This window comes from Motilimonas sp. 1_MG-2023 (assembly GCF_030547455.1).
Taxonomy (GTDB): Bacteria; Pseudomonadota; Gammaproteobacteria; order Enterobacterales; family CBDFNC01; genus Motilimonas.
Genome location: NZ_JAUOPX010000005.1, coordinates 30,016 through 54,326 on the forward strand (window position 1 = coordinate 30,016; position 24,311 = coordinate 54,326).

Genomic DNA, 24,311 nt, shown 5'->3' on the forward strand with positions numbered 1-24,311 from the left:
TGCAATAGTGATATAGGGGGCTGTACGGCCCAGTTAAGATTGCATTAGCTACGCGTGGGTAGTCTTTGTGCCAGAATGGCGAAACACCATTCGAGATGCAAGGTTCTACAACCGCGTTGCTATGTAAATTGATTATATCTTTCAATTGTTTATCAATACAATATAATCTTGTGATCCAGTGCATGCTTTGCATATCAAAGGCTCCCATTCGACGTTTGCTGTCTAAGGGCTAGCATATGTTCACAGGGACCTTGGCGTAGTTTATTGCGATGCCAAAAGTGACAGTTACATTGGCCATCAACCAGTCTGTGATCTAAGTCGAGAGAAATAAAACTTTGGTGCTCGACCGCATTATCTAACACCTGACCGGCGATGTAGCGGCCGTTCTCGTTGAATTGGTCTTTCTGGATACTCACTAGGCCCGCATTAACAAAATTCAACGCTTTTTCTTCCCGCTCATTGTTAAATCTTAATTGCTCAAGTGGAATCGGCTCGTGGCATAAGTGGCGGATGCGGTAAACATCGAGCTCCATATCGTAAAGCACCTGACCATGCTGGCTGTATTGCGCTAAGGCTGATTTCACGGTATTGAGATCTAAACCCAGTTGTAAGGCAAGGCGGTTAGCACTTTGCTGCTGGCTCTCAAATAAGGCTTGGTAGACCTTTGCGCTGGTTTGACTATCAACCTCTGCTCTACTTGCCAACAGGTCAAAGTTTGCCATTTTCGACCAATCGTTGGCGCTCCAACCTGATAACCCTAAGGTAAAGCTCATCCCCCCTAGATCGGCAATGTAAAAAGAAGGCATGCCATCACCTAATAGACAAACTTCGAAATGACTGGCGATGGGTAATAAACGCTCTAGAATATGTAGGCGTCTGCGCCCCCATACTCGGATACTTCTTGGTTCATCACCTTGATAAATGGAGCGTGGACAGAGTATTTCTTCCCCCCAAGGTTCCAATATTACTTTGATGGCTTGCCCCGGCGTCAATTCAAAGCGCATCGCTCTGGGGCCAACTCTTTCTTTTTTGGTGCGTAGTTTAAAGCAGATGTTGTACAAATCCATGGGTTGCATTTTAAGGCGTACCATAGGCAAGGTCATTGCTGAGCTAACTTGCAAAAAGCCTCTCACCCAAGAGTCGGGTAAGTCGATTTTTTTCTCAGCAAAATCTTGTTGACCAGACGTTGCTACTTTAAAGCCATCTGGATCTATTTTGAGTTGAGTGTCCCGGTAGTCGCGTATTTTTTGAAATTCGTTATACAGCCCCTCTGAATAGTCGATATTGGTGGTACCAAATTCAGTGTCACTGATGTTTTTAAATACCTCATAGCTGCAACTTAACTTGCCATAGCTGGACTCATCTTCAGAAAAACACTCAAAAAAAACTTGGTCAGGATGCACAGTGATCACTGGGTCTAACACATACCAAGCGTCGATGTCGTGCTTGTAAAGGTATTTAAAATATTGATTTTGAGCTTGGTAAAAAGGCGCCATGATTTTACTAGCCACTTTATTCATGGCCGCCAGCTCATCACGAACTTGGTTGAGTTGTTGTTTTACTTTGCCCTGCTTACTCACCAAATCAGCCAGTAGCGTTTGTTCTTGCTCGGTGAGCCAGCGCTGATATTCATCGCGATTTTTTGGTGTAAAGCGCATATCGGAAATCACCACTTGGTGCAGCGCAGACATGGCTTCACGGAACGCCAGCTTGTTTTTTAACTCGCCAACAAAAAATGTCGGCGGGCGTAGGGTGTCGGGTGAAAAAGACACTTGAGTATGTTGGCTATTGCTGGCTACCTGACTTGTGCCCATATAACGATAATTTACTTGCATTTTTTATCCTTAAACAGGCGAATTGGATGATGTGGTGACGGTATTACCAAGCACTGAGATAGGGAGTGCCAAGTTGGGGTCTATTTTTCTTAATTGCAGCATAGCTTTGAGCAGCACCGCTTTGTCTTTTTGTACTTGCGTCAACGATAAACGAGTGAAAAGCGTGGCGACCATATTTAATACCGCCGTCGAGCATTGCGCTTGCTGCTGCAAAAATGCCATTACTCTGTCTTTGGCCAAGCGTCCTCTGTTTACTCGGGTTAGCACACTGGTAAAGTAGGGCTGCAACTTGAGTAGGGTCGCCTCATCATTAGCGGCGTACTCGCTAAGTAAGTTGGTGACAAAAAGCTCTACGTTTTCACTCGGGTGCTGACTCAGTTTGATTAGGTAGTTTTTACCTTGGCTTTGCTCAAAAAAGGTCTGCAGTAGCTCTCGACCAAAAGTTTGAACCGATGGATTGTTGCTATCGCAGACGGTGACAATTAAATCTGGTGACCAATGGTTTTGGTCCATTTCATTGCGGCAAAATGCAAATATGAAGGCTTGTACTTCTGGCCAATTACTTTCCAATAGGCTTAGAAAGTCCCCTTGGCTAGTTAAAAGCAATGATTTGTGAACCGATAAGTAGTTAATACAATACTGACGTATTGCTTGAGTAGGGCTTTGTGCCAGTTGTAGCCATTGCTTTAAGTGGTATGGCCAAGGCGCTGAGTTTAAATCACGGCTGTTAAGAGCAGTGACGGCAAGTAATTGAGCTTGGCTTGATTTAGCATTGAGCAATAGCCAGAGTTGATCTGCTGTAATTGTCGCCAGTTGCGGTTGCAGATTAAGGGTTATAAAGTTCTTTAGTTCAAGCTGTTGCTCATCCCCTAACTGATTACTGGCTAATTTTTGCAATATACCCTCGAAGATAGCTGCGGCATTTTTATTATTAGCGATAATCAGTTTCAGCAATAACTCTAAAGCTACCTCGCGCTCTTCGGGTGCGCCAGTAAAGCTAAGTTCAAGTAAGTTATCCAGTTGTGCGATGAGTTCGTGCGCATTTTGCTTTTTAAGTAGCAATAGGGCTCTGGCTCTGACGCCTACGTTTTCCGATTGATGTAAAGCGGCTAGCAGCTCAGGTGGAATATCGACATAGGAAATCGGGTGCTCAACTAATAGGCGGCAAGCGAAAACTTGCTGCGCTTCATGTTTTGCCATTGCCAACGGTTTGAGTATCGTGAAATCAAGGTGCTGTATTCCTTTGTTCATGCAGCGGATCAGCACAATGGCAAGCCACTTGGCATGACGTCGAGTCAAAGCATCATAGGGCTCCAAGCGGGTGCACAGTGAACTTACTATTTCTGTCTGCTCTACTTGGTTGAAGTCGGTTGGCTGTAACGTCTCTGCCAGCCACAGGTTAAGTTCCGCTTGTTCAATCATTAATAATGAACAGAGAAAGTCGAGCTGTGTAAGAAGACTTGGCTGTTGTTTCAATGCTGCTAAGGCGAAATGTTGAGCCTCAGCCATATTGCAGCCGATTAAAGCCAGAATCAGCTTTGGCTCTAATGGTCTGGTCTTAATTAAACTGAAAGCAAACTGCTGGCACTCGGGATAAGGGCGATTCAGTAAAGTGATTAATAGGTCTGTGCTTAACTGCTCACCAAAAGCGTGATTGTCAGCTAAGGCGGTGCTGGCAAAGGCCAAAACTGGTTGACATGTACTATTTTGCAACAGGGTGAGTAGGGCGTCGGGGGCCTGATCCCATTGCTCAGGAAAGGCTTCCCCTCGTCCAGAGAATACTTGCTCGGGATGATAGCGCCAGCTTAAACCATTTTTGCTTTTACTAAAACTTGGATGATTGAGCCTGAGCAGGCCATTAAATGTTAAATATTGAGCAAATTCTTCATAGTGATTAACGGCGATTAATTGGCGTTGCCAGTTATCGTCATATTGAAAGATTTCAGACGTTTTCGCATTGTCACTATCGCTGTCATTAAATGCCAACAGAACTTGGGTGGCCATCACGACGAATGAGGGACTTTGGCTGATGCCCAACTGTTTGAGAACTCGCCAGCTGCGACGGCGTAGATAATTTCTTGTTGCCTTAGAGTAAGCTAAACGAGAGTTTGCTTTTTTAAGTTCTTCCTGGACATTAATACGACCATGGCGTGGATGGTAATAATAGCTCCAGTCTGCTGTAAAGTAATGCTTTTGCGTTTCAAAGCGATAGCTTAGTTGAGCAAATACGTCGGCATCTAATCTAAATTCAGACATTTTGAATAGGTAGCGCAGGCCCTTGAAGGTACCAGGCGCTAAGGGAATATCTTTTAACACACTCACTAGAGCGGAGTGAGTCGCACGGCAATATTGAGCTTGTAGGTAACAGTGTTTCAATAATGCGTTGGCATCGCCATGTTTGCTAGCTTGGTCCAATTCAATAGTTAAACTTTCGACGCTTTGTAGCAAAGGGTTATTAGCTACGCCAGCATCGCGTATTAAACTGAGGGCGGTGTTTTCGTCGCTTAAGGCGAGGCTCGCTTCAAGGGCTAAGGCGGCGAGATTTGGGTTTTTATGGCTTAAATAGGGGGTAATATTCGCTAGTTGGCTCTGATCGCCAATCCTGCCTATTGCCCACAGCAGGGAATAGTCTAGTTGCCAGTGATGACTACCAAGCAAAGTAACCAGATACTGAGCCACTTCACTGGATTGTTCTGGCGCTAAACGCCAAATTTGTCTGGCTTTTTGTTTAGGGTCTGACTCTTGCTGGATGCGCGAAAATAGGCTTGAAATGTGTTCTTGCTCTGTGACTTCGAGTCTCTCAAGTTGGTCGTGAGCGACAGCATCTTGGCGATGCACATAACCTTTATTGGTTTTTGATACCACCACACTACTATAGGTTTTTTCTGCTCTTTCGCGTTCAATAGGTAAGGGGGTTTTGGAGCCCTCTCGCAAGGTTTGTCCGCTACGGCCATAACGAAAATTCACTAAAAATCGGCGCTCAGAGGCGCTGTTTAGCTCTACTAAGTCGACTTCATAAACCTTATCAGAATTAGCTTGCTGGTAAACTAATCGGGCTTTTTTAATCAGCTTCATTATAATGACCTTGCTGCTAGAGAATCAAAACGAAGTCAAGATAGCATGTTTTTAAATGAATTTAATATTGAAAAACAGGGCTTTATTATCTAGTTCACAAATGTAGGAACTATCCAGCGGGGTGGAGGAACAAAATGCTAGCTGAGCTAAAACTAAGATGGGATAAAACATTGTCTGGTTATGGGGATGCTCTTTTGTTGGCAACTGGATTTGAGCGTCTGATCCAGCATTATCAAGAGCCGCACCGTTACTATCATAACTTAACTCATATTGACGCTTGTTTAACCCAACTTGAGCAAATCGAAAATCAACTCGATGATCCTTTAAGTCTGGCGCTAGCCATTTGGTTTCATGATGTTATTTATGACCCGCGCAAGAGTAATAATGAAGAAGCGAGTGCTGATTTAGCCTGTGCTTATTTGACTCAATGTGGCTGTGCGCAAGAGATAATTGCCAAGGTGCGCCATTTGATCTTATTAACGCAGCACCCCAGTCAGCCAGTAACGAAAGACGAAGAAATACTGATTGATGTCGATTTATCAATTTTAGGTGCCGAGCCTAAAGTGTATGATCAATATGAGCAGGCGATACGGCAGGAGTATCAGCATGTGCCAAGCATATTATATAAAATAGGCCGTAAAAAATTGCTGCGTTCTTTTTTGGCTCGGCCCCAAATATACCTTTCAGCATCATTCTATTGTGAGCGAGAACAAATCGCGCGAGCGAACCTGCAACGCGCGATAGATAATTTATAGCCAAGTTGAAATCTGCTTAACGGCCATATTTGGTTAGAGTGGTAAGCTTAAGGTCACTTTTAGCCCTGAGTTTACATTTTCCGCCATCACACTGCCGCCGTGTTTATGCATGGCATTGTCACAAATCGCCAGCCCTAAACCTGTGCCGCCTGATTCTCGATCGCGTGCTTGGGAAACTCGATAGAAGGGCCTGAATATCTGCCCTAGTTCTGTTTCGGGGACACCGGGGCCATCATCTTGAATACTGATTTCTAGCTTGTCTCGATGTTGGGTAATGGTTAGGTTAATGCTGGTGTCGGCATAGCTGATGGCGTTGCGGATCACGTTTTCAATGGCGCTGGATAAGAGCGCGGGGTACGCTTGTAACTCCAGTGCGGGCGGTGTGTCATAGGTAAAGGTTTTTCCTGTCTGTTCGGCCTCAAATTGGGCGTCGTCTAACAGCGCTTCTAATAAACTATCCAGTCGAATTGTTTGTATTTCCTGTGGCTGAAATTGACTACGTGACAAGCCTAATAGATCGCTGATCATTTGTTCGAGTCGGTCTGCCTCAATATCAATGCGGCCTAATTCACTTGACTCGCCCTGATGCTTGCGGGTGATCGCTAACGCCAAGCGTAAACGTGTTAAGGGTGAACGTAATTCATGGGAGATATCACTCAATAACCGCTGCTGACTTGAGATCATCGTTTTGAGAGATAACACCATACGATCCATGCTATTGGCGAGCTGGCCGATTTCGTCTCGACGCGATAGTTGGGGAATGCTGGTTTCCAATTCGCCTTTGGCAATTTTATGGGAAGCACTTTGTAACTGGCGTAGTGGCGATGTGAGGTGCCAAGCTAACAGTAAGCAAATAGGCGTACTGACCAGTAATGAGATAAAAATAAGTAAGCCGGGGTTGTCTAACAACCATCGCAGCATGATACGGTCACTTTGCCCACGCATGTTTTTATGGGCGTACAATAATAGCGGCTGGCCATTGTAAATAAATTGTACCGGACCCAATACAATACCGTCATGGCGTTGCCACATTTGTGGCCGAGTGATGCTCTCACTTTCGATAGCAAAGCGGCGTACAGCCTTGGGGGCTTCATTGTTGACAAAGCTTCCATCTTGTTCGAGAGCATAGAATTTAAAACCACTTTTATGACGAAAAGTTTTTAGTGCATAACCTAGTCCGCGCTCAGGATGACGACCTAAGCGAATAACTAAGTTTTGACTGGTTTTGTTTAACAGCTCAATGCCAAACGAATCTACGGGTTGTAAATGACTTTCATCGAGACGTGGCAACGTCACTAGGATGGCGACTAAAAGCAGGATCAGTAGCCAAAACCCAGCAAAAATTTTAAAAAATAAGCTGTTTATCGGTAGCGTCATATTAAGCCTCGCCGCCTTCTAGCCAGATATAGCCTCGCCCGCGCAGGGTGCGTACGCGATCTTGACCATCCAGGCGCTCAGGTAATTTGCGGCGTAAATTACTCAGGTGCATGTCAATACTGCGGTCAAAGGGCATCAGTTTTTTACCGAGCACTCGCTCGCTCAAATCGGCTTTAGATATCACTTGGCCAGGGTGCTCGATAAACTCTTGCAGCAGTAAAAATTCGGTACCGGTTAGGTCGATATTTTGTTGCTGGCAAATAGCCGTTTGTTTGCCGGGATAAACTTCAATATCGAGGTGGCTAATACATGTGGCGTTGAGCTGACTACTTGGCTCAGGTGCTTTGTTGGCGGTGCGGCGTAAAATCGCCTTGATACGAGCAACTAGCTCGCGGTCACTAAAGGGTTTAGCTAAGTAATCATCGGCGCCCATTTCCAGCCCAAGGACACGGTCTATTTCTTCGCCTTTGGCGGTTAACATTAGCACTGGCTGCTGGCTGGTTTGGCGCAGCTGTTTTAAGGTGTCAAAGCCATTTAATTTCGGCATCATGACATCAAGTAAAATAAGGTCGTAACTTTGTCGCAATGCTTTTTCTAAGCCTGCCTCTCCGTCATGGGCGAGTTCGGTCTCAAATCCCTCAAGACTTAGAAACTCTTTTAGCAGTGCCGCCAGCTCGCGATCATCGTCGATCAATAACAGTCGATACATGGTTTCTCTCCTATCTATGATGTATACCCAATCAACTTGAAGATGCATGTTTCAGAGCGCCACCGTGTTTTCAATACTAGGCATGCTAATGCAGGAATGTAGGCACCTTTCAAATTAGCATAACAACGTAGTGGAAACACGGCGGCGCTCCCAAAGGGCAAGTTTTACACGCGTTTATGCTGTGTTATTGATTTTGATAAGGGGAAGCCATTACCTGTAATCAATGCCTTGCCTAAACGCGTGTAAAATCTTGCTGAAATCAAGCCTCTCCAGGTTGATTGGGTATAAAGCATACCTTGCTTGCATTTAACCGCCTGTTGCCTTTACTTACTTTTACACTCTAATGACGTTACTTTTCGTTGCATTGATTACACTTATCATCGTCAATTAAATGAGGAAACAAATATGAAAAAGTGGATTAAGATTGCAGCATTAAGCCTAGCGCTACCGTTAAGTTTATCTGTTAATGCGAAGGCGATGGACGGTATGCAAGGGCACCGCGGTGGTATGAAAAACATTATTTCACAGCTTGATTTAACGCAACAGCAAAAGCAAGACGTGAATAACATTATGCAGCAGGCTAAAGGCAATATGGACAGACAAAGCCGTCAAACACAGCGGGCTGAACATCAAGCCGAACGCTTGGCTTTATTAAGCAACGAAACATTTGATGAAGAAAAAGCGCGTGCGATGATCGCTAGCCACCAACAACAAATGTCGGAACGAAAGCTGGCGATGCTGAAAATTCAACATCAAGTTTATCAAGTACTCACGCCTGAACAGCGCGTTAAATTTGCCGAGTTAATGACGCAAGGGAAAGGACGTGGCAGTAAGCGTCAATAAGGGTATAATTTTGCGCAACTTGGTTTAACGAACTTGGATTATTGTGCAGCACTCTGAATATTCAAAACTAGTCACTATCGCAGGGTGGGCGGCCGCAGGGACGGCCACTTTACTGATCATTACGAAACTGGTTGCTTGGTTTTTTACCGATTCAACCAGTATCTTAGCCTCGCTTACAGACTCTTTAATGGATGTCGCAGCATCAATCATTAACCTTATTGCAATTAAAGTGGCGTTAACGCCTGCCGATGAAGAGCATAAATTTGGTCATGGTAAGGCCGAAAGTTTAGCTGGATTAGCACAAGCTGCATTTATTTCAGGTAGCGCTTGTTTACTCATTTTGGGTGGTTTTAATGCCCTAATAAAAGGACACCCTGTACAAGATCCAGGGTTTGGTATCTGGGTCATGGTATTTTCTATTGTGGTGACCTTGCTGTTAGTGGCATTTCAAACCATGGTGGTGCGTAAAACGGGTAGTGTTGCGATTAAAGCTGATTCTTTGCATTACAAATCAGATATCTTTATGAATGCTGCAGTGTTAATTGCGTTGGCTCTTGCCGCTATTGGTTTTAACTGGGCTGATGGGGTTTTTGCCATGGGCGTGGGGGGCTATATTCTTTATGGCGCTTGGCAAATAGGTAAAGAGTCGGTGGATGCATTGATGGATAAAAGACTCTCACCAGAGGATGAGGCCAAGGTGATTGCATTGGCTTATGACAACCCGCAAGTGCTCGGTGTACATGATTTAAGAACGCGCCAGTCTGGAAGTACTAAGTTTATTCAGTTACATTTGGAACTAGAAGATCATTTATCCCTTTATGATGCTCATGAAGTGGCCGACAAATTGGAAGCGCAACTTGATAAAGCGTTTATCCAAGCCGATATTATTATCCACCTTGATCCTATCTCTGTGGTTAAGCCGGGCAACCGCTTGGCTCGTGCCTAGTCGCTGCTGGTTCATCAAGGCAACATAGTTAATTTAAACAAGGTAGGTACATGGACGCACTGCAACAGCAAACGTGGCAACGGATCCGCGACGAAGCAACGCAAATGGCACAAGACGAGCCAATGTTGGCGAGCTTTTTCTACTCCACTATTTTAAACCACGACACGCTCTTGGCCGCGTTAAGCTTTCAATTGGCTAATCGGTTGGACAGTCCCACCATGCCGGCCATCTTAATTCGTGAAATTATAGAGTCAGCATTTACTTCTGATGTCTCCATTCTTAATTCTGTTATGGCCGATATCATTGCCGTACAAGAGCGCGATCCGGCGGTGGAATATTTCTCAACACCATTGCTTTATTTAAAAGGTTTTCATGCTATTCAAGGGCATCGTGTTGCCCATTGGCTATGGCATCAAAACCGCCGCCCAATGGCCATGTATATTCAAAGCCAAATTGCGGTCGTGTTTGGTGTTGATGTGCACCCAGCGGCGCGTATCGGCAAAGGTATTATGTTTGATCATGCCACTGGTATTGTGGTGGGTGAAACGGCGGTGATAGAAGATGATGTGTCGATTTTACAAAGTGTGACTTTAGGCGGAACGGGTAAAGAATGCGGTGATCGTCACCCTAAAATCCGCGAAGGAGTGATGATAGGAGCGGGCGCTAAAGTGCTTGGTAATATCGAAGTTGGTAAAGGCGCGAAAGTAGGTGCAGGAAGCGTAGTACTAAGAGATGTGCCACCTCATACCACAGTTACTGGGGTACCGGCTAAGGTGGTCGGCGTTCCAGGTTGCGAAAAACCTTCATTAGATATGAGTCAAAACCTATAATTCCTGTCTAAATCTAAGCGACTTCAATATTTATGCCTGTGTCATTTCATATTGAAGTCGTAAGGTGAGCAAAGGACTCGGCTGGTTTTATGCTTTGACAAATTCAAAGCGAGGGATCTCTTCCCCGGCAATAACGACATTTTCAATAAACATTTCATAAGGCCTAACCCATAATTCGGCTTCGCCGTACAGTGGACGATATAACACCATCCATTGTTCGGTTTCACTATGAATGGCAAGGTCTATTACTTGGTACTGGCTGCCTTTATAATGTTGATAGGTGCCCGTTTTGAGTATAGGTTTCATTTTATTCCTTAATTCGCTTTATCTTGAAGTCAGCTTGGGACTATTTTATCCTAGTTTTTTTAACGCAAGGCCTTGCAAGGCTTGAATAACCTTAATCTAAAGCTTATGCTCAGTCACATTAAGCGATGGGTGTCATTCTCAAGGATTTAAAAATATGTCTTTCGAAGTATTAGAACAGTTAGAAGCTAAAGTGCAAAGTGCCGTTGATACCATTTCAATTTTGCAAATGGAAATTGAAGAGTTAAAGCAAACCAATGTTAGCTTGAGTGAGCAAAATGAACAGCTACAAGGTGAGCACCAGCTATGGCAAGATCGTTTGCGCACGCTACTAGGTAAAATGGATCAAATGGAGCAAGCTAACTAAGTTAGTCGCTTTATTTGCACCTTTAACAGGGTGCTAACAAAAAGCCCAAACTGTTGCGCAGTTTGGGCTTTTTGTTAGGGATTAATTTGGTATTTACTCGATATCTAATGGCTCAGGCGAAAGAATAATGCCCGTGCTATCGGCATATAGGTGATCTTCAGGTAAGAAGCTAACTCCGCCAAAATTAACCGGTACATCGACTTCGCCAATTAAGGTGTCATCTGCGCCGACAGGGATAGAAGCCAATGCTTGAATACCCACTTCAAATTCTTCTATGGCATCAACGTCGCGTACAGCGCCGTAAACCACTAAACCTTCCCACTCATTTTCTGCGGCTAGCTCAGCTAAATCGGCATCAATTAAAGCGCGGCGCAATGAACCACCGCCATCAATAAGTAATACTTTACCGATGCCAGATTCTTGCAGTGCCTGGCGTATTAAGCCATTAGACTCAAAGCACTTGATGGTTGTGATTTCGCCGCCAAAAGAATGTCTACCACCAAAATTGGCAAACATAGGTTCCACTACATCAATGGTATCGGCATAGGTGTCGCAAAGCTCTGAAGTATTGTATTCCATTGTATTTCACCTTACTAAAATGACAGTGGTGGCGACCAAACTAATTGAATTACTTTGTTTTGTCTCCGCGTAAATCCCACTCAGTATATACCCAAAGCCAGTTCCGGTGCGAGTATCTCAGTGAATTTATTAGCTAAAACTTTATCTCATAGAAATGACAGTTTAAGGTCACTGCGACTGGGGTTTATTGGTCTTTTGTTATTTTTACAACCAACGCAGCTCTGTTTGATTCAATTAGTACTCCCGCACCTTAGATGGGAAGGGCTGTAAAATTGATGAATGTGTTATTGCTCACATTTTCATTTTAGTGGCTATACTTTAAACAGTGTCAACCCGAACTAATGGATAAAGCAATGAAACAGGATCTCGAAAAAGTGAATTCATCGGTCACTGATAGCCGTCGTAAGTTTCTAATTCGTGGTGGTAAAATGGGGGTGGGTTTGCCACTCATGTCCAGCTTTTTCAGTCGCTCTGCAATGGGTTCGGGTACTTGCTTTACTGCCAGCACCGCCCACTCCCTTGCTCCTTCTACGGCTCGTAAGCCCGATAATTGCATCGCTTCAGGCCGAAGCCCAGGTTATTACAAGTCTCATGTTGAAGCAAAACCGGGTGATGAGTGGAATTTAGGTTGGCCAAAATATTCAACCGTGTCAGTTTACAGTGGTGCGGAAAATAAAATACCTATGACCAACGGAAGTCCTGGGCCTAATGGCTTAAAAGGCTCGGGCATGATTACGAAAGAGGCTCGAGAATGGTTTGAAGGTCGGCTGGCTGATGCCGCCCCCTTGCAGTCCGTGACGCCGTTAACGCTATTAGGTGAAATTAGTTGTTTTAGTGGTTCAGGGCTGGCCTCACTCCCGATCATGGAAGTGCTTTGGCAGCATGAGGGAACAGAAGAATTTATCGGTATCGCTACCTACTTTAATGTGGTTCATGTACTGAATAATCCGGGCTTAGAGTATCCCATCGACTATGACTTTGCTTGTGAATTAATCGAGGCAATGATTGCAGGTAATGATGATGATTATAACTTGCCAGATTTTGCCCATGGCTCGATTAAGGACTTTTTAGACGCGCTTTATGTCTGAATTATTACCCGCGCAATGGGTCTACCATGTTGTAGAGCCATTGGATTGGCGCTTATTTGGCGATGAGCTAGTGGTGTTTAATCCCATGGACAATGGTTTACATATTATGCCGGCAGGTCTTTTGCCTTTGTTAAGTTGCTTTGCTTCATCCAATGGCGTTTCTGCTGCTGCGCTACTTGAAACGTACCGGTCTTTACATTTACCTGACAACAGCCCTGCCAGTTTAGATGAAGTATTAAATAGGTGGCTGGCCCTTAATTTAATTAGCTGTCGTGCGTTACATTAAACGACTAAATATTTGTATAGCCTTGAAGATGAGTGGTTGAGCGATAGACGGATAATTGCAAAATAAATTTACAGATTATTTGAACATTTAGGTGGCAAGGATGCTGAAATTAGCTGCATACCCAGAGCAAGTGCGAGCCGCATTAAAGCAACAAGGTTTGTTCTTGTCGCTGCCGCCTTTTGTTATTCAAGTTCGCTGTTCCAGTAATGCCTTAGCTGACTACTTTACCCGCATTTATGCTAATCATGAATTTTTCCCTCAGCCACAGGTGGCTAGCTTTAATATTGAATTAAAGCATGAGCGTGGTTTACGACGTTGGCTCAAACCACAAATTCGCTTTTATCAAAATGAGCATGCGCCGTTTTATTCGATGCCTGAATCCCATGCGCCAATATTGTGGGAATGGGGGCTTAATTATTGTATTGCCGCCAAGTATCACGCTTGCTTGACCATACACGCCGCAGTAGTGGCTAAAAATGGTGAGGCTTTAGTGATACCTGCGCCGCCAGGCTCAGGCAAGAGCACCTTGTGCGCCTTGCTGTGTAGCCATGGTTGGCAATTGTTATCTGATGAATTTGCCTTGATTGATTTGTCATCGCAGCAAGTGCAAGCGTTGCCACGGCCAATTAGCTTAAAAAACCAATCAATTGATGTGTTGCGAGAGTATGTTGAAAAAACGCAAAGTCATGGCCGTTTCTCGGCTGAGTTTTTAGGCACGAGTAAAGGGCGAGTCGCCTTGTATTCAGTGCCAAGTGAGCAGCTGGCCCAAAATCAGCAAAGCTATCCAATTAAGCGAGTACTCTTCCCTCGCTATTGCCAAGGCCTGCATTGTGAAGTGACGCCCATTTCTCCCGCGCAATGTTTAATGCAGTTGGCCGACAATAGCTTTAATTTTGCGGTACTGGGTCAAGCCGCATTTATCTGTTTAGCTGAGGTGGTTGCATCCAGTCATGCTTACAGCGTTGATTATGGAAACTTTAATACTTTGCTCGCGCAATTGGACACCTTGCCATGAGTGCTGTAACGGACAAATATCACGATCCACTAATGTGCTTATTACGTACGCCAGATTTAGCTCAGGGCTTCACGCCTGAACAATGGAATTTGGCATTAGGTCAAGCCGAACAGGCGCAATTGATGGGCGTTTTAGCCAGTCAGTATCAGTCATCTTTAAGCCGTTTGCCTGAGATTGTTCAGCAGCGTTTGGCATGGGCCAATAGCTTGGTTGAGCATCAACAACGTTCGGTCAAAATGGCTTTGTTGCAGCTATTTGATGCTCTTGGTATGTATTCTCCTATGTTACTGAAAGGGGCTGCCTATCAAGTGGCGGGTACGCCCAATGTGGCAGGGCGAATGATGGCGGATATCGATATTCTAATCCCCAAGCAGCACCTACAAAAAGCAGAGCAAAGCCTGTGGCTTCATGGCTGGGATAATCGCGGTAAAACACCCTACGACGAGAAATATTATCGTGCTTGGATGCATGAGTTACCGCCTTTTGTGCACCAAAAAACAGGTATTGTGCTCGATCTTCATCATCACTGGTTGCCCAGTAGTTGTCGTTGGCAATTTGACATTAATGAGGTATTTAAAAAAGCTAGCTTCTGCGCGGGCTCACCATTTTTAATCCCTGATATTAAAGATCTCTGTATCCACAGTGCTATCCATTTACTAACCAGTGGAGAGGGAGATAAAGGTTGGCGAGATTTACGGGATCTGTATTTGTTAAGTGAATTGACGCAGCGAGAACATTTACTTGCGCGCGCGGAACAGTTCGGGTTATTTAAACCTGTGACAAAGGTATTGCTACTGGCTGAGCAGTTATTTGGTCAAGAGCCGGCTTCACCCACGGTTTCATGGTCGCTAAAAGCCATGTTGCCGGCGCATTCTAGTTATCAATCTTGGCAAACCAGTGGGGCAAAAATGCGCTTTTATTGCCAAGCACATTTGTTGCGTATGCCCCTGCCTTTATTGTTACCCCATTTGATGCGTAAAGCGGCAGCGCGCTATGCAAAAGCTTAGCTGTTTTACACCGGCCAAGGTCAACATGTGCCACCACGATAGCAGACAAGAGAGGCGAAGACAGCTTATGCCTAAGGTGCTGATATGGCATTTTTGAGTTATCTGTCAGCGGGACTGGCCTACTTATTTTTTGCTGCTTTATTACTGGCAGCCAAGGTGAAATCGAACTCGGGTAAGTTACTACTACTGGTATGTTTTGTTGGCGTACTTTGGTCGCTGCAAGTATTACTGTATTTTGAGCTGACTTGGGGTGAGTTGACCGATTTTTTATTACTTGATGGTTTGCGCAGCGTCAGTTGGTTGATATTTATTATTTGTTTGATGGAGCCTGAGGCGCCCATTGGTAAGCAACTCATGCGCTCGTCGTGGTTTTGGCTTAGCTTGGTTATATTAGCAGGTTTAACCTACAACCTATTGCTTAACCCACTCATGTCTCCGTTATGGAGCTATTACTTAAATATTTTTTTAGTGGTGCAAGTGTTAGTGCATTTAGAGCGGGTCTATCGGCACCTGACCATGGAACATCGCTGGCGATTAAAGCCGTTAGTATTGTATCTAGGCTTAATTTTTGGCTTTGATTTCTTCTTTTATGCACAAGCTGCGTTATTTGCTGAGTTTGATACTGAATTTTGGCAAGCGCGCGGTTTTGTGCATTTCCTCACTTTGCCTATGTTGGTTATTGCTACCCGTAGAACCACGCATTGGTCGGCGCGGATTTATGTATCACGAGATGTGGTTTTTCATAGTAGCTTGATGATGCTAGCAGGTTTGTATTTATTATTGATGGCGTTAGTTGGCTACTATATCAAATACATGGGAGGCGAATGGGGCCGCGCGATACAGTTGTTGTTTGCTGTAGTTGCTTTGCTCATGTTGGCCGTGGTGTTTTTCTCGGAATCCTTTCGGCAAAAGGTAAAGGTCTTTATTGCGAAGCACTTTTTTGCCAATCGTTATGAATATCGCGACGAATGGCTATCGTTAACCCAAGATTTAATGGAGCAAACAGAGCAAAGTTCGCCTTATCAACATGCTTTAACCATTATGCTTAAGCGACTGAGTGCTGATACTGGTTTCATTTATCAAACCCAAGGTAAACAGGTGACTAAAATGGCGCAAAGTGATTCAGCTCGAGCGCTACCAAGTAATGCAGTCGCGCCTTTGGTCGAGTATTTTAAGCAGCATAATTGGCTCATTGACTTAGTTGAGCTACGTAACTCGCCGCAACGTTATCCTGATTTAGTGGTGCCGCCTGCTTTGATCAATCAGAGCCAAGTTTGGTTAGTGGTACCCGCTTTCTACCAACAGGAGTTGATTGGTATTATGTTAATTGGCCCTTCGCGAGCGCTGCGTCAGTTAAATTGGGAAGACCGTGACTATATTAAAGTGATTGCTAAGCAGTTGGCTCATTACTTGGTGCTGCATCAAGCGCACAGTGAGCTAGCAGAGGCAAAGCAGTTTCAAGCTTTTAACCAGATGTCAGCGTTTTTGGTACATGACTTAAAAAATACCTTAGCTCAACTTTCTTTAATTGTTTCCAATGCTGAAAAGCATAAAACGAATCCAGAGTTTATTGATGACAGCTTGCTCACCATCGACAACGCAGTGCAGCGGATTTCTCGGGTGGTTGAGCACTTCCGTCCGAATGAACATCAACCGAGTTGTTTAGCTGCAGTATCTTTAAGGGAGTTATTAAAGCGAGTATGTCATGAGCGGTCGCATGTGATGCCGGTGCCGTCATTGCTGGTTGAGCATGATGTTACCTTATATACCGATGCCACACGGCTGCAAGAAGTATTGCTTCATCTGGTGCAAAACGCGCAAGAGGCTACCAGTGAGCAGGGCGAGGTAAGTTTAAGCTTACAGGTAAGCGACAGCATGGTTGATATTCATATACAAGATACGGGCTGTGGCATGGATGATGACTTTATTCGCCAGCGACTTTTTACCCCCTTTGACACCACTAAAGGTAATGCAGGGATGGGGATCGGCGTTTATGAGGCTCGGCAGTTTGCTATGGTTAATCAAGGGCAGCTAACTGTGTCTAGCGAGGTGGGCGTTGGAAGCCACTTTACTTTGTCTTTACCACTGCCTGAGCAAACGAATCAATAAGGAGTCGCAATGAGTACAGATAAGCCTTTACTGCTGGTGGTAGAAGATGACTTAGGCATTCAAAAGCAGCTGAAATGGAGTTTAGACGAATTTGAACTGGTCTTTGCGCAAGATAGAGCCAGTGCCATTAAGCAGTTGCGCCGTTATGAACCAAAAGTGGTGACACTTGATCTAGGCCTGCCGCCTGACAGTGCCAATGCTACCGAAGGTTTAGCGACCCTATCAGAAATTTTAACCCTTAGTCCTTTGACGAAAGTGATAGTGGTAACGGGCAGTGATGATAAAGCCCATGCTATCGAAGCGGTTCGATTGGGCGCTTACGACTTTTATCATAAGCCTATTGCTGCTGACACGTTAAACATTATTCTCCATCGGGCATACTGGCTTTATGAGTTAGAAGAGGCTAATCAACAGTTTAGTCAGATAAATGTGCGTTTGGCTCGAATCATTGGTGATAGTCCTGAAATTCAAAAACTGTGTCGTGTGGTTGAAAAAATAGCGCCGACCGAGTTGACGACTTTGATTCTAGGCGAAAGTGGCACCGGTAAAGAGGTGTTTGCTCGTGCGATCCACGAGTGTAGTTTGCGCCATGATGCGCCTTTTGTTGCGATTAATTGTGCCTCGATTCCTGACAATTTATTGGAAAGTGAATTATTTGGTTACGAGCGAGGAGCCTTTACTGGCGCCCATAAAAAAACACCCGGTAAAATAGAATGCGCGCAAGGCGGTACGTTATTTCTGGACGAAATTGGTGATATGCCGTTAGCTCTACAAGCAAAAATGCTACGTTTTTTACAAGAGCGTGTGATTGAGCCTGTTGGTAGTCGTCAAGAAATTGAAGTTGATGTACGAGTGGTGTGCGCGACCAATAAAGATGTGTTGGCAATGGCTCAGCAGCAGCTATTTCGTGAAGATTTGTATTACCGTGTCAGTGAAATGACCTTGACCTTACCACCGTTAAGGGAGCGGGGAGGGGACGTGTTGCTGTTAGCGCGGGCCTTTTTAGTTAACATAAATAAAGAACTTGGCTGTCATGTTAAGGGTTTTGATGATAAAGCCCTACAGGCTTTATACCATTACCATTGGCCAGGTAATATTCGTGAACTACAGAATAAAATTAAGTCTGCTGTGATCATGGCTGAAACGTCGCGTATTAGCGACAGTGACCTGTTGTTATGTCAACCTAGGGAAGCTGCGATAACTTTGTTTAACTTACGTGAGGTACGTGAGGAGGCTGAAAGCCATGCTATTGTCGAGGCCTTGAGCTACAGCGGTCACAATATTTCCAAAACCGCGGAATTGCTAGGCGTCACTCGGCCAACCTTATATGCTTTGATGGAAAAATATGCCTTGTCTAGCAATAAAGACAATTCTGATGTGTCGGCAGCTACTTCTTCGAGTTGAACTCAGATACGATTGATTATATACAAAAAAGCCGGCGAGAGCCGGCTTGTAAATTCAATGAAATAAAGATTAGTCGTTTACTAATTTCATTTCTTGAATAATTTCATGTGCGATTTCAGGTGTGGTTGAAACAGGTTTAGTGTGACGATCTGCTTTCAATTGGCCTTTGCGATGAGTTAACGCGGCATCAAGTTTTTTAACGGCGTTAGCGATAGCAGGATAAAGGGTTTCTGCTGTACCACGAGCGGATATTTGTGCCCCTTCATAAGTCGTGCTGACTTCTAGATTAGATTCCGCGTGTTGCTCGGAAACAATAACGTTTAGTGTAATGATGCTGGGAAAATGTGAAGCGATCTTGGCAAACTTTTCTTCTAAATGCGTGATGATGTTATCAGTGATTTTAGTGTTGTGGCCTGTAACATTTATTTTCATATGAAGTCCCTCTTCACTGTGATAGTTGGTTACTTGATACTTCTAGTAACACATTGTTTTTAGGGTCGCTTTCAGTTTATTAAATAAGAAAAAACCTAAAGGTAAAAATAATTAAACTGATAGGTACTTATCTATATAAGGCTTTGGCGGCCGACTTTCAAGGTACAGTTTGAGCTAAATGGTTAAGTTGACGAAATAGTTGTGAACCAATGTGCAATTTTTATTACAACTTGCAATCAATGATCTCATAGTTGAGAGATTGCTCGGTTAATTTACTGACATTGTCAAAACCGGCGGCTGTGGCTTTATTATTATCTTGGCTGGCTATTTCATGAAGGTGGATCCCGGTGCCACCAGCCCCGCACATAGAAATAACGGCTAAGTCCGTAATGTGTGCGCAATGAGATGTGATAACGTTTATTCCGACTTCTGTTAGAAGGTTTCTTGTCATATCTAAGCTCATCGCAGGCGTTTCACATTGAACATAGCCATCAGAGATATAAACTAAGGAGGTGGAACTCGGTGTGGTATTGCAAGCGCTCACCGATAAGGTTGCAAAAATGACTGCGAAAGAAGTGATTATTTTGCTCAATGACGAATCCTTATTGGTTTAACTGTATAAGGTTTGCTGCACAAATTTGATTCATTGCGGTCTTGTTAATAATCTAAGGCAAGACCGACACTGTCTCTGACAACAAGCTCAGGTTTCAATATAATATCCTTGCCTACTTTAGTCGGGTCTGCCATGACTTCAAACAATAAATCGGTCGCTGTTTCACCTAATGCTGAAATTGGCTGACGCACTGTGGTGAGGGCTGGGTAAGTATGTTTCGCATGAAAGTTATCATCATAACCAATCACTGAAATATCTTCAGGCACCCTAACTCTTGCTTCGCGAAGCGCGAGTAATACTCCTGCTGCTATGTCATCGTCCCCCGCACATATGGCGGTAAAGTTACAGTTAAATCCTAGCAGCTTTTTGACTTCTGTGTAGCCAAAATCCTCGCTAAACTCGCCGTGAATAATTTCATAGTTAGATTGATCAACTCCGGCCTCGTCCATCGCTTTGATAAAACCGAGTTTTCTTTTTACTGCATCAGGGTATCGGGTGAGACCGGCTAGCATTAATATTTTTTTATGGCCGTGCTCTAGTAGGTGTTGCGCGGCTAAATAGCCGCCGTATTCGTTATCAACCAGTACTGAGTTATTCGATAAAGCAGGTGCAGAGATACCCAAAGTGACGATGGGGGTTTGGTTGTAGTTGAGTTTACTGATTGTTTCTGGGGTGGGATTGTTCTCTAGATAGACAATTAAGCCATCACACTGATGGGCTTTAAATGACAAAATAGCGTTAGCTTCTGTCACTTTGTCACCGAAACTACTAGTGGTTAAAATTTCCTTTTCCTTGCCCACTAAGCGGCGTTGAACACCACCCAGTAGCATTGCGTAATAGGGGCTTGATATATCAATCAACACGACGCCTATCATGCCTGATTTATTACTTTTTAAACCTTGGGCAAAACCATTGGGATGAAAATTAAGCTCTGAAATAGCTTGCTCAACGATAGAGCGTGTTTTTTGAGAGACACTACTGCCCGGGTTTAATACGCGAGAAACGGTTGATTTTGATACGCCAGCACGCTTTGCTACATCAGATATGGATGTCATAGACCTAAACAATTTGTTTTTTATTGATTTTATTAACACTAAGAAGAAATTCAACACCCAGGAGCCTAAAGCGTGAAACAAGTGGCTTAGGTGTAGAGGTTGATATTCGAGTTTGTGTTTTTCTTCACATTCAAGCCTTGTTTGATAGCTTGGTTTGGGTATTTTTTTCTTTTAACACTTTATCCAGATAACGCAGTAATTTGAGTTTCTCCATCATGGTTTTATCTAAATACTGAAATACTTCTTCTAAGTGTTCACGTAAAACCCTTGCTTGGGTCAAATCATCTTCGCGCAGGCTTTGCTGTGATGAAGGTGTTGTACTATTTGTGACGTTCGGTAGGGTTGCATACTCTTGTTCTTGAATAAATTCTTCATTGACCGTATTGATCGCTTCCTCATTGATATAGTTAGCTTCTTCTAAGAAAGTGAATAACATTAAGCGATCACAAAACAAGTTAATGATCCGTGGGATCCCTCGGGTATATTGATGGATCAATGGGAAGCAATTTGGGGAAAAAGCGGGATTATTCTGCCAACCAACATGCTTCAATCGATGTTCTATATAGTGTCGACATTCTTCCGAGGTTAAGGGGGGCAGGTGACAAGAAGCAATAATGCGCTGGCGAAATTGCTCCATATTCGCACCTTTAAGTGTGTCCCTTAACTCTTCCTGACCCAATAAAAAGCTTTGTAATAACGGCCGATTGTCTTGTTGAATATTTGACAGCATACGGAGTTCTTCAATTGATTCTGCAGGCAAGTTTTGTGCCTCATCAACTAACAATAATGTGCGCTTTCCTTGTTGAAAATTATGGCTTAAATAGCCTTCAATGCCTTGTAGTAGTCCTGCTTTATCGGTATCTGTTGGTAGGTTAAGGTGAAAACCTGAAGCGATTAATTTAAGTAAGTCCATCGGGTTTAAGCTAGTTGTAACCAGCTGTATCGCTTCCACCTGCTGGCTGTTAAGGTTGGAAATTAAATGCTTAGCTAAGGTTGATTTACCTGTTCCAATTGAGCCTGAGATGACAATAAATCCTTCACCTTGATCAAGACCGTATTGCAGGTAAGACATGGCGCGTTTGTGTTCTTTACTGGCAAAGAAAAACTCAGGATCAGGCGTTAGCTGAAACGGTTTTGCACTCAGGGCAAAAAACTCTTCGTACATGACGCCTCCTTAAAATACGACTTGATAGCTTAATTTGATATTATTTTCGTTGTAGCCGTTTTGCTTGCTGTCCCTATCGGTATAAGTATAGCCAAGGACAATCAGCGAGCGTCTGCCCAAGGTGTGGCTTAGACTGAGTCCATGTCGCAGCTCTTTGTCTATTTGGCTGGCTTGGTCTTGATCTAAGTAGCGCTGTTCTGTACTCAATTGAAGACTGGTTTTTTGCCCAACTCGCCACGCCCACGCTAGCTGTGCCCCATAATCATCTGTATCAGGTGTGCTAGTAAAATAATCACGTTGTACGTAAAACAAAGTGAGCGTAAAAGTATGTTTACGTACCTGTAGCGCGCTACTTAACTTGCCATCACGAGTAAGATACAACTCATTATTTGCCGAAGGCAGCGCGGTAAAAATATTGATCACTTGCTGATCTGGGCCAACTACAGGGTTGGTCAAGCTTGAAAATTCACAATCACTTAAGTTATTAATCGAGCCTGCAGGGCAAATGAGAGAGCCGGCATTAGTGCTCTGCGAAGCGAGTTCACTGGCAAATGACTCAATCGATTCTCGATAGGTAACTTGGCTGCGGATCTTACGTACATTATGGAACAAGCTGAAATCATAAGAGTCACCATAGAAACGCTTGCCATAAGCCGCAGCTAGCCCCGTTCTCGTACTTGGCGTCCAATTCAGCTGGGCTGCCCAGTAGTCTTTATTGGTATTCTTTAAGCTAAAATTGTAGCTAACATCTATATAACTTCGGTCGCTGGGCGAAAAGCGAATACCCGGTCCCCATGCTGCACTATCAAGATTATCGCCCTGCGGAACACTATTTTCCTCCCAGTAGCCATTGATAAATACCCCCCATTTATCAATTAGGCCGTAGCCAATTCTTGCATCTGCTGATTGCGTTAGGCTACGTCGCTTTTGGTCTGGTTTTTGATAACCCAAATTATATTTCATGTTCCAAAAACTACGTTTAAAGTCGGTTCCATCTTGGGTAAAAAATGCCAGATTATAACCTAGCGTATCATCACTGGATTTTTGGTCGATATAATACACACTAGTGTTAAAATCGAATTCAGCCTGATTGCCAATCGGCTGAGTCCAATCCATACCTAGCTGATAATTACCAACGGTGTCGAGATTGTTTGAGTTGCCTACATAGTCAGTTAGCAAACCATTATTGATATCAACCAGTTGTTGGTTCGCGGTGATGTTGCTAGAAATAACAATCCGGTCATGCCATGTTTTTACTTCCCCGAGTAGCAAGAGATCATGAAATGCTTCGCTACTATTTTCAGAGTCGATATAATATTGACCGTTGAAGTCATAACGTGTTCTCACACTAGCGTTATTACCTTCAGCGGTTAAACCAAAACCTGGTTTGATCGACAAAATAACATCATCTTGGGCTGCTAATGCATTACGACTAACGTTGTCAGAATATTCAGAACTGGCTTCAATAGATGCACTGCTTTGCCAATTGGCGGCAGAGGCGAAAGGCGTAAGTGCCAATGCATATAAGAAAATTAAACAATTATTGGTTTTCGGCATATTGGTATCCATACCCTGCGTAAAGGTTTTTTGTTTGTACCGATTTATTAAGTACTAAACCGATGGCTCGGTCTTGGTTGAGTAAGCTAATTGCGGATTCAAGGCTGTGAAGTGGCGTTTTATTTTCCTCAACAACGACAAGCTGCTGTCCGACAAAACTGGTCAGCGCTTGTGTTTCATTGATGCCGAGTAAAGGAGGGGCATCAAAAATAATCACCCTATCGGAATAGCGTTCTGCTAACTCATTGGCCAAACTTTCCATTCGTTCACTGGCGAGTAGCTCACTGGTTAAATGGTGTTTTCTCCCTGCGGGCATAAGGCGTAAGTTTGGGATATTAGTGTTGTAGATAATTTCTTTTAATGAAGAGGTTTTTCCTAATAGATAATCAATTAGCCCTGCTTGAACTTGAACCCCAAACTCATTACAGACCGAGGGATTAAGGACATCAGCATCAACTAACAACACTGTTTTTTCTTGCTCCATTGCAATACTTAGTGCGAGGTTCATAGCGGTGAAGGTTTTGCCCTCATTACTCAAGGTGCTGGTAACCAAGACCAAATTTGAATGGGTTAAGGTATCCTTTAAAGGGCCAAATGCGGTTTTAAGCACTCTTCTTTTAACAAATCTAAATTCTTCATGGGTATTACTTCGCTCGTTGCTATCAACGAGATAGCCTTGTTGTTTCAGCTTATAAAGATCAAATGTTAAGCTTTGTAGTTCGGAAGAATGATGTGCTTTATCAACAGCAGGCGTGGCATGACTCTCTGGCTTTGTTTGTTTGACCGGAGCAGGGCTAATAGCTGTTTCAGTGCTCTGAACAGCAGCGCTTTTGTTCAAATTTCTATCTGATTCAATGTCAACGGACTGAGTCGCCTCATGCTGATGTTCCGCGATTGTTTCAGCCGCGCGTTGCTTCTTTTTAGCGAGTGCTTTTTCAATAATACTCATATGTTTCCCTAC

At 43.9% G+C, this 24,311-nt stretch carries 23 protein-coding genes; 11 read left to right on the forward strand and 12 right to left on the reverse strand.

Annotated features, from left to right (window positions below; translation table 11 throughout):
- Nucleotides 1-194: 194 nt before the first annotated feature.
- Both Q4519_RS03745 and Q4519_RS03750 read right to left on the reverse strand, forming a co-directional pair.
- Nucleotides 195-1,835 (reverse strand): SWIM zinc finger family protein, encoded by a 1,641-nt coding sequence (locus Q4519_RS03745; protein WP_232800857.1) that lies wholly within the window; start codon nt 1,833-1,835, stop codon nt 195-197.
- Between the two features lie 9 nt (nt 1,836-1,844).
- Nucleotides 1,845-4,910: a hypothetical protein gene (locus Q4519_RS03750; RefSeq protein ID WP_303509694.1), complete on the reverse strand. Its 3,066-nt coding sequence runs from the start codon at nt 4,908-4,910 to the stop codon at nt 1,845-1,847.
- Nucleotides 4,911-5,044: 134 nt separating this feature from the next.
- Here Q4519_RS03750 and Q4519_RS03755 point away from each other — a divergent pair, with 134 nt between their 5' ends.
- A complete protein-coding gene (locus Q4519_RS03755; protein WP_303509695.1) occupies nt 5,045-5,665 on the forward strand; it encodes a hypothetical protein in 621 nt (206 codons plus the stop codon).
- 33 nt (nt 5,666-5,698) lie between these two features.
- Here the strand turns inward: Q4519_RS03755 and Q4519_RS03760 are convergent, their stop codons facing one another.
- Nucleotides 5,699-7,042, reverse strand: coding sequence for an ATP-binding protein (locus Q4519_RS03760; RefSeq protein WP_303509696.1), 1,344 nt, complete (start codon nt 7,040-7,042; stop codon nt 5,699-5,701).
- Between the two features lies 1 nt (nt 7,043).
- Nucleotides 7,044-7,751 carry a response regulator gene (locus Q4519_RS03765; RefSeq protein ID WP_232800850.1) on the reverse strand — a complete coding sequence of 236 codons (708 nt, stop codon included), beginning with the start codon at nt 7,749-7,751 and terminating at the stop codon, nt 7,044-7,046.
- A 405-nt stretch (nt 7,752-8,156) separates the two neighbouring features.
- Between Q4519_RS03765 and Q4519_RS03770 the strand changes: the two genes are divergently transcribed.
- Genes Q4519_RS03770 through cysE form a run of 3 tightly spaced genes read left to right on the forward strand, consistent with a single transcriptional unit; the run spans nt 8,157 to nt 10,370 of the window.
- Nucleotides 8,157-8,594, forward strand: coding sequence for a Spy/CpxP family protein refolding chaperone (locus Q4519_RS03770; RefSeq protein WP_232800848.1), 438 nt, complete (start codon nt 8,157-8,159; stop codon nt 8,592-8,594).
- 43 nt (nt 8,595-8,637) lie between these two features.
- Nucleotides 8,638-9,540 carry a cation diffusion facilitator family transporter gene (locus Q4519_RS03775; RefSeq protein ID WP_303509702.1) on the forward strand — a complete coding sequence of 301 codons (903 nt, stop codon included), beginning with the start codon at nt 8,638-8,640 and terminating at the stop codon, nt 9,538-9,540.
- A gap of 50 nt (nt 9,541-9,590) precedes the next feature.
- On the forward strand, nt 9,591-10,370 hold the full coding sequence (cysE, locus tag Q4519_RS03780; protein WP_232800844.1) for a serine O-acetyltransferase: 780 nt from the start codon (nt 9,591-9,593) through the stop codon (nt 10,368-10,370).
- Nucleotides 10,371-10,457: 87 nt separating this feature from the next.
- Here cysE and Q4519_RS03785 read toward each other — a convergent pair whose 3' ends face one another.
- Nucleotides 10,458-10,676 carry a DUF1653 domain-containing protein gene (locus Q4519_RS03785; RefSeq protein WP_232800842.1) on the reverse strand — a complete coding sequence of 73 codons (219 nt, stop codon included), beginning with the start codon at nt 10,674-10,676 and terminating at the stop codon, nt 10,458-10,460.
- A 154-nt stretch (nt 10,677-10,830) separates the two neighbouring features.
- On the opposite strand from Q4519_RS03785, the gene Q4519_RS03790 reads away from it, so the two are divergent.
- Nucleotides 10,831-11,040, forward strand: a complete 210-nt coding sequence (locus Q4519_RS03790; protein WP_232800840.1) for a cell division protein ZapB — start codon at nt 10,831-10,833, stop codon at nt 11,038-11,040.
- Nucleotides 11,041-11,133: 93 nt separating this feature from the next.
- Here the strand turns inward: Q4519_RS03790 and rraA are convergent, their stop codons facing one another.
- Nucleotides 11,134-11,619, reverse strand: coding sequence for a ribonuclease E activity regulator RraA (gene rraA / locus Q4519_RS03795; RefSeq protein WP_232800838.1), 486 nt, complete (start codon nt 11,617-11,619; stop codon nt 11,134-11,136).
- 353 nt (nt 11,620-11,972) lie between these two features.
- Here rraA and Q4519_RS03800 point away from each other — a divergent pair, with 353 nt between their 5' ends.
- The 6 genes from Q4519_RS03800 to prsR all read left to right on the forward strand — a co-directional run bounded on the left by Q4519_RS03800 (nt 11,973) and on the right by prsR (nt 18,528).
- Nucleotides 11,973-12,707 (forward strand): hypothetical protein, encoded by a 735-nt coding sequence (locus Q4519_RS03800; protein ID WP_232800837.1) that lies wholly within the window; start codon nt 11,973-11,975, stop codon nt 12,705-12,707.
- Nucleotides 12,700-12,993 carry a hypothetical protein gene (locus Q4519_RS03805; RefSeq protein ID WP_303509709.1) on the forward strand — a complete coding sequence of 98 codons (294 nt, stop codon included), beginning with the start codon at nt 12,700-12,702 and terminating at the stop codon, nt 12,991-12,993. The genes Q4519_RS03800 and Q4519_RS03805 overlap by 8 nt, the downstream gene beginning before the upstream one ends.
- A 100-nt stretch (nt 12,994-13,093) precedes the next feature.
- Complete coding sequence (locus Q4519_RS03810; protein WP_303509712.1) at nt 13,094-14,008, forward strand: HprK-related kinase A; 915 nt, start codon at nt 13,094-13,096, stop codon at nt 14,006-14,008.
- Entirely contained in the window at nt 14,005-15,015 is a 1,011-nt protein-coding gene (locus Q4519_RS03815) for a nucleotidyltransferase family protein (protein WP_303509713.1), read from the forward strand. Before Q4519_RS03810 ends, Q4519_RS03815 begins: the two co-directional genes overlap by 4 nt.
- Nucleotides 15,016-15,099: 84 nt before the next feature.
- The gene (prsK, locus tag Q4519_RS03820) at nt 15,100-17,124 is read left to right on the forward strand and encodes an XrtA/PEP-CTERM system histidine kinase PrsK (RefSeq protein WP_303509715.1); all 2,025 of its coding nucleotides are present in this window, start codon (nt 15,100-15,102) and stop codon (nt 17,122-17,124) included.
- Nucleotides 17,125-17,133: 9 nt separating this feature from the next.
- Nucleotides 17,134-18,528 (forward strand): PEP-CTERM-box response regulator transcription factor, encoded by a 1,395-nt coding sequence (gene prsR, locus Q4519_RS03825; RefSeq protein WP_232800832.1) that lies wholly within the window; start codon nt 17,134-17,136, stop codon nt 18,526-18,528.
- Between the two features lie 69 nt (nt 18,529-18,597).
- On the opposite strand, the gene raiA is transcribed toward prsR, so the two are convergent.
- The 6 genes from raiA to Q4519_RS03855 all read right to left on the reverse strand — a co-directional run bounded on the left by raiA (nt 18,598) and on the right by Q4519_RS03855 (nt 24,299).
- Entirely contained in the window at nt 18,598-18,960 is a 363-nt protein-coding gene (raiA, locus tag Q4519_RS03830) for a ribosome-associated translation inhibitor RaiA (RefSeq protein ID WP_232800829.1), read from the reverse strand.
- A 223-nt stretch (nt 18,961-19,183) separates the two neighbouring features.
- Nucleotides 19,184-19,552, reverse strand: coding sequence for a hypothetical protein (locus tag Q4519_RS03835; protein WP_303509718.1), 369 nt, complete (start codon nt 19,550-19,552; stop codon nt 19,184-19,186).
- Nucleotides 19,553-19,617: 65 nt separating this feature from the next.
- Entirely contained in the window at nt 19,618-20,628 is a 1,011-nt protein-coding gene (locus Q4519_RS03840; RefSeq protein WP_232800825.1) for a LacI family DNA-binding transcriptional regulator, read from the reverse strand.
- Nucleotides 20,629-20,758: 130 nt separating this feature from the next.
- The gene (locus Q4519_RS03845) at nt 20,759-21,793 is read right to left on the reverse strand and encodes an XrtA/PEP-CTERM system-associated ATPase (RefSeq protein WP_232800823.1); all 1,035 of its coding nucleotides are present in this window, start codon (nt 21,791-21,793) and stop codon (nt 20,759-20,761) included.
- Between the two features lie 9 nt (nt 21,794-21,802).
- Nucleotides 21,803-23,350 (reverse strand): TIGR03016 family PEP-CTERM system-associated outer membrane protein, encoded by a 1,548-nt coding sequence (locus Q4519_RS03850; protein ID WP_303509722.1) that lies wholly within the window; start codon nt 23,348-23,350, stop codon nt 21,803-21,805.
- Nucleotides 23,334-24,299, reverse strand: coding sequence for an XrtA-associated tyrosine autokinase (locus Q4519_RS03855; RefSeq protein WP_303509724.1), 966 nt, complete (start codon nt 24,297-24,299; stop codon nt 23,334-23,336). Before Q4519_RS03855 ends, Q4519_RS03850 begins: the two co-directional genes overlap by 17 nt.
- Nucleotides 24,300-24,311 lie beyond the last annotated feature (12 nt).